We start from the raw sequence: 6,226 nt of genomic DNA, 5'->3' as shown, positions 1-6,226 counted from the left end.
TTTTTCTACAGCCTCGTTATGTGTGAATACGAGTAGAACAATGGAAATCCTTATTATCAGAGCCCTTCAGGTAGTGGGGATAGTATGGCGGTCGATATGTGTTCTTCACCTTCAGGTCATACAAGGAAATCCTATGAATAAGCATAAAGGGTCGTGTCTGTGTGGCGCAGTGAGGTTTGAGGTGCAAGGGGGCTTCGACAGCTTTTACCTGTGTCATTGTAAGCACTGCCAAAAGGATACCGGATCAGCTCATGCGGCAAACTTGTTTTCGCTGTCAGCCAGCCTGACCTGGTTATCGGGTTCAGACTCCGTGACGACCTTTAGACTTCAGGGTACTCGCCATAGCAAAAGTTTCTGTCAGCTTTGCGGTTCAGCACTGCCCATAAGTGATGGCACAGGGCTACTCGTTGTTCCCGCCGGGTGCTTAGATACAGAAGTGTCTATACAACCAACCGCTCACATCTTTACATCCAGCAAAGCGGTTTGGGATAGAGAGTTGGAGGTGCTGCCAACGTTCGAGTCGCTGCCTGGTTGAGGCGCCACCATGTAGGATCATAGAAGCTGCACCTCGGTTAGTGTTTAGGGGCATTTAGGGGGGAGACAACGTGGACGATTTTCTAGCAGATGTAGCGGCCTGGTGTGCAGTGGTCATTGAGGCGATAGGCATTGGAACGATTGCCTTGTTCGCGCTATACGCACTGTTCAATGCGGTACTCAGATTGCTCAAGCGAGAGAGCCTGGATTTTATTTTCCAAGAGCTTCGTCAACTATTGGGTCGGGGTATACTGCTTGGACTTGAGTTTCTGATCGCCTCAGACATCATTTATACGGTGGCGGTAGAGCTTACCTTTGAGACCATTGGTGTACTGGCCATCGTGGTGTTGATCCGTACGTTCCTCAGTTTTACGCTTGAAGTGGAAATGTATGGTAAATGGCCCTGGCAGGATAAGCGCGAGTAACAACTGCGTCGTTTACAGAGCGCTTATTCTGCGCCTGCCGGGCGCTTATCAGTGTCTGAGTCTGGCTCTTCCTTCTCTTCATTCAACCAGGTGCCGCAGTGTTTGCAGTACTTGGCGTCGTGCTCATGCTGGTTTTTTCCACACCCTGGGCATGCTTCATCGGAATAGCGGTCCTCGCGCAGTGACCGAATGACTTCGGCGGAAAATACACCGGCGGGCAGTGCGATAATTGAGTAGCCCGCGAGCATGATCATGACGGAGATGAACTGCCCCAAGGGGGTGACCGGTGAGATGTCGCCGTAGCCGACGGTGGTCAGGGTGACGATACCCCAATAAATGGAGGTGGGGATGCTGGTAAATCCGGCCTCATGGGGTTCGATCAGGTAAAGAAAGGTGGAAAAAATAGTCACCAACATCAAGATGGTGAACAGGAACAGCATTATCTGGCCCCGGCTGCGCTTCAGTGCGTCCAGCAGTAAGCGTCCCTGGCCCACCAGGGCCATCATTTCCAGAACCCGGAATAACCGTAGTGTTCGTAGCAATCGAATGACCACCAGCGTCTGAGCCCCGGGGAGAATCAGCATCAGCCAGGTGGGCAGAACGGCCAGTACGTCGATGATGCCATAGAAGCTCTTCAGGTAAAGCAGCGGTTTATGCAGGCAATAGATGCGCAGCCCAAGCTCCAGAGTGAATAGTAAGGTGATCACCCATTCGGTGTAATAAAACAGGGTGCCGAACCGTTCGTGATATTCCTGAACACTGTCCAGCAGGATAACGCCGACACTCATGAAGATGAGAATCGCCAGTAAGATATCGAAGCCTTTGGCTACCGGGGTATCCGATTCAAAGATGATCTGGAAAAGGCGCGTTCTGATTCCGACATCGGCGGGCTGCAATGACGACATGGGCTGATTATCCTGTAAACGGGCTCCGTAGCGTGAAGGGCAGCATAGCACTACCCGCGGCGGTGCCCAAAGGTATGTAGGGTTGGTTCCGTGTCTGCGCTCACTTGACAATGCGTCTATACTGAATCCGGTTGCGTACTCATTTTACCTGTTCGGCGCTGTTTCTGCCGAAGTAGTCACTTACCGTACGATAAGGATGAACCCATGACTCAAGATGCGTCAAAGGCTGGTGTTGGCTCCACGGTCCTGATACCGGTTTTCATTCCCGCCGTCATTGTAATCCTCATGCTGGTGGTGGGCACTATCAGTAACCCGGAGCTGGCCGGCAAGGCCTTCGCCACCACCCTCAGCTATATCACGGAAACCTTTGGTTGGTTCTACATGCTTTCCGTGGCGTTTTTCCTGGTGTTCATCGTCAGTATGGCGCTGACCAAGTGGGGCCACATCAAGCTGGGGCCGGATCACGCTGACCCTCAGTATAGCTTCCCGGCCTGGTTCGCCATGCTGTTTTCTGCGGGCTACGGTATTGCCCTGTTGTTCTTTGGTGTGGCGGAACCCGTGTTGCATTTTGCGTCTCCGCCAGAAGGCGCGGCTGAAACGGTAAATTCAGCCAAACAGGCTATGCAAATCGCTTTTTTCCACTGGGGTTTTCACATCTGGGCGATTTATGGCCTGGTAGGCTTGGTGCTGGCGTATTTTGCCTTTCGTCATGGTCTGCCATTGTCGATTCGCTCCGCGCTGTATCCGTTGATCGGAGACAAAATTTATGGGCCCATGGGTCATGCGGTGGATGTGTTCGCCATTCTCGGCACCATGTTCGGTATTGCGACCACGCTTGGCTTATCGGTGGCGCAAATCAATGCCGGTATGAACTATTTATGGCCAGAGATTCCGGTAAGTGTAACCGTTCAGATTATTGCAATTGCGGTAATTACCTGCCTTGCCATATTTTCAGTGGTCGCGGGGATGGATAAAGGCGTAAAACGCCTGTCTATTTTGAATATGCTTCTGGCCGTGTCGCTGATGATCTTTGTGTTTATCGTCGGGCCGAGCGTGCACATCCTGGAAACCTTTCTGCAGAACACGGGTAGCTACCTGAATAACATCGTCGAGCGGACGTTCAACCTGCAGGCCTATTCCCGCAGTGACTGGATTGGTAACTGGACGCTGTTTATTTTTGGCTGGACCATCGCCTGGGCGCCGTTTGTGGGTCTGTTTATCGCCAAGATCAGCCGGGGCCGAACCATCCGTCAGTTTGTGGTCGGGGTGATGCTGGTGCCGTCGGTGTTTACGTTCATGTGGTTCTCGGTCTTTGGGGATACCGCGTTGAATCTGATCATGAATGAAGGCTATACCACGCTGATTGGCGATGTGCAGGCGGACCATGCCACGGCGCTGTTCAAGTTATACGAGGCGCTGCCTCTGAGCTCGATTGTGTCCTTTATTACCGTGATCCTGATCATCACCTTCTTTGTCACATCGTCGGACTCGGGTTCGCTGGTTATTGATTCACTGGCCTCGGGCGGTGCCATTCATACCCCCGCCTGGCAGCGAGTCTTCTGGGCGACGTCGGAAGGGTTGGTGGCGTCGGCCTTGTTGTTGGCGGGTGGCCTGAGTGCTTTGCAGACCATGACCATCGCCAGTGCCCTGCCGTTTTCCATCATCATGATCATTGCGGCGGTGGGCATGTGGCGCGCCCTGGTGATTGAAGGGCACCATCACCGCAGCCTGAAAACCGATGTACAACAGCGTTTTTCCGGGACCTCCGGCAAAGGACTCTGGCGTCGTCGCCTTGCTGGTCTGGTGAACTTCCCGGATCAGGCGAAGGTGTGGGAGTTTATGACCACCACGGTCAACAAGGCCATGCATCGGGTTGAGCGTGAACTGACCAAGCAAGGGTGGTCCGCTGAAACGCATTTGGACGAAGAGCACCTTCGCCTCTACCTCAAGGTGGTCAAAGAGGAGCAGGTGGATTTCATTTACGAGATTCGGATGCTGGAACATCTGCTGCCTGATTACGCCTATCCGGAAATGCCGGATGAAGAGACCCAACGGCACTACTATCGGGCGGAAGTGTTTTTACGCCGCGGTGGTCAGCTTTACGATATTTATGGGTTTGATCAGCAGGATATTATTACCGATATTCTCGACCAGTTTGAGAAGCACCTGCACTTCCTGCACATATCCCCGGGAAGCCTGCCCTGGCGGATGGAGGAGCACGATGACCTGCTCAGTACTCCGCCTGAGCCACCGGAAGAGGAGCCCGGCGTTCAGAGCTCTGAGCAGTCATCCAATGCGGACTCCCGTCAGGACGGATAAGGAGCGGGTATGTCGATGACTTCAAAACCGTTTGTACTCGGCACGCTGTGTGCCGCCTTGTCCTTCAGCGGCACTGCTCAGGCACAAAGCGATCCTGAAGTGGAGGCGCTGATCGAGGAGATCGATCGGCTCAAGGCGCGGGTAGAGCAGCTCGAAGAGGAATCGGTCCGCAGCGACTCGGTTCGCGATCTGGGGGACATGTCCGACGGCTCAGGGGAGCAAGCGAGTGCATCGGAACCGGCGGTGCATGTCGGGGGCGCTTTGCGCTTTAACCTCGTGCACCGGGATTTTGTGGACAGCTCCGATGGTAAGCGCGGCGAGAGCGGGCTGGATGTGTTTCGCCTGAACGTGGACGGGGAGATCGACAACATCCTGATCTCGGCCGAGTACCGCTACTACTCCTATATGCACACCCTGCACCACGGCTGGATTGGCTACGAATTCGAAGACGAAAGCCAGCTTCAGTTTGGTGTCCATCGGGTGCCCTTCGGTCTGCTGCCATACCCCGCCCACAACGCTTGGTTCGGCGTTCCCTATTATGTGGGGCTTGGGGATGATTACGACATGGGCGTGAAATACCAGAGCTCCGATGGCCCCTGGAGTTGGCATCTCGCGTTCTACAAAAACGAAGAGCTCAATGATGCGAGCAACCCCAACCGTTATTCCTTCGACCTGATCCGCGCCGATGATCAGCAGAATGAGGAGGTCAACCAGTTCAACGGTCGTGCCGCCTATACCTTTGGCCTGGGCACCGCCTGCGAAACGGAACTGGGCGGGTCCGTACAGGCCGGCGAAGTGTACAACGCCACCACCGACCGGCGTGGCGATCAGTGGGCGGCGGCGGCGCATATGGACAGCCGCTGCGGGCGCTGGAACCTTCAGCTCAAAGGGATGAGCTACCAGTATGATCCGGTCAACCCGGCGGGTGTGGACAACAGCGTAGTGACCGTCGGGGCCTTTGCCGGCACCTACGACATTGCCAGCGAGGCGGATATACTGGTCGCCAACCTGGCCTACAATGTGCCGTCGCCGTGGGAGAGTGTGGACAGCATTACCTGCTACAACGATTACTCCCGGCTTTACAAAGGCCGGGCCGGCGTTCTGGATTCGCAGATCAACACCACCGGCTGTGCCATCGGCAGTGGCCCCCTGTTCAGTTATGTGGACTATATTCTCGCAAACAATATGGCCTACTTCGATAACGGTTCTCTGGCCGGTGGCGGTGAAGACGAATGGCATGGCCGTTTTAACGTTAATATCGGTTTTTACTGGTGAGCTTTATGAGACAGCGATTTAAGATAACGTCCGTCATGGCGCTGACCCTGTCCCTGTTTGCGTTTGAGACGGCGGCCCGGGATGAGCTGAATGTCGTGTCCTGGGACGGGGCCTATGTGAAAAGTCAGATCCTCGGTTTCATTCGTCCTTATGAGGATGAGACCGGTGCCCGGGTCAATGTGATTCAGTACACCGGGGGCATCGAGGAAATCCGTCGCCAGGTGCGCGCCTGGAATGTGAAGTGGGATGTGGTGGACCTGGAATTGTTCGATGCCATTCGTGCCTGTGAAGAAGGCCTGCTTGAACCCATTGACCCGGAGAGCCTGCCGGCCGCGCCGGATGGTACACCGGCGAGTGAGGATTTCATCAATGTCAGTCTGATGCCCTGTGGCGTGGGTAACGTGGTGGGCTCTACGGTGGTCAGTTACGATCGGGAGCGGTTTGAAAAAGGCCCCGAAACCCTGGAAGACTTTTTTGACCTGAAACAGTTTCCCGGGCGACGCGGCCTGCGCCGCAGCCCCCAGGGGAACCTGGAATGGGCACTGGTTGCAGACGGCGTTCCCCGGGGCAACGTTTATGAGGTGCTGTCCACCGAAGCCGGTGTCGATCGAGCGTTCACGGTTCTGAACCGGATCAAACCCTACATTGAATGGTGGGAAGAAGGTGAAGAGGCAATACGCCTGCTGGAAACCGGCCAGGTGGTGATGTCCTCGGTTTACAGCGGGCGGGTGGACGACGCCGTGCAACGGGGTGAACCACTGGAGATTG

The 6,226-nt window shown here is 55.0% G+C and carries 6 protein-coding genes; 5 read left to right on the top strand and 1 reads right to left on the bottom strand.

Features of this window, described 5'->3' with window-relative positions; genetic code table 11:
* The first annotated feature begins 40 nt into the window (after nt 1-40).
* Both B3520_RS01935 and B3520_RS01930 read left to right on the top strand, forming a co-directional pair.
* Nucleotides 41-535 carry a GFA family protein gene (locus tag B3520_RS01935; protein WP_349678472.1) on the top strand — a complete coding sequence of 165 codons (495 nt, stop codon included), beginning with the start codon at nt 41-43 and terminating at the stop codon, nt 533-535.
* A gap of 70 nt (nt 536-605) precedes the next feature.
* Nucleotides 606-959, top strand: a complete 354-nt coding sequence (locus B3520_RS01930) for a DUF1622 domain-containing protein (RefSeq protein WP_286804146.1) — start codon at nt 606-608, stop codon at nt 957-959.
* 23 nt (nt 960-982) lie between these two features.
* Here B3520_RS01930 and B3520_RS01925 read toward each other — a convergent pair whose 3' ends face one another.
* A complete protein-coding gene (locus B3520_RS01925; protein WP_286804147.1) occupies nt 983-1,864 on the bottom strand; it encodes an ion transporter in 882 nt (293 codons plus the stop codon).
* A 204-nt stretch (nt 1,865-2,068) separates the two neighbouring features.
* Between B3520_RS01925 and B3520_RS01920 the strand changes: the two genes are divergently transcribed.
* From B3520_RS01920 to B3520_RS01910, 3 genes are all read left to right on the top strand, one after another.
* Nucleotides 2,069-4,183 (top strand): BCCT family transporter, encoded by a 2,115-nt coding sequence (locus B3520_RS01920; RefSeq protein ID WP_286804148.1) that lies wholly within the window; start codon nt 2,069-2,071, stop codon nt 4,181-4,183.
* A 9-nt stretch (nt 4,184-4,192) separates the two neighbouring features.
* Complete coding sequence (locus B3520_RS01915; protein ID WP_286804149.1) at nt 4,193-5,458, top strand: hypothetical protein; 1,266 nt, start codon at nt 4,193-4,195, stop codon at nt 5,456-5,458.
* 5 nt (nt 5,459-5,463) lie between these two features.
* Nucleotides 5,464-6,226 (top strand): extracellular solute-binding protein (locus tag B3520_RS01910; protein WP_286875226.1); only part of this gene is annotated, 763 nt, incomplete at its 3' end.

This window comes from Marinimicrobium sp. UBA4509 (genome assembly GCF_002388575.1).
Lineage (GTDB): Bacteria > Pseudomonadota > Gammaproteobacteria > Pseudomonadales > Cellvibrionaceae > Marinimicrobium > Marinimicrobium koreense.
This window is presented reverse-complemented; position numbering and strand designations above follow the sequence as displayed.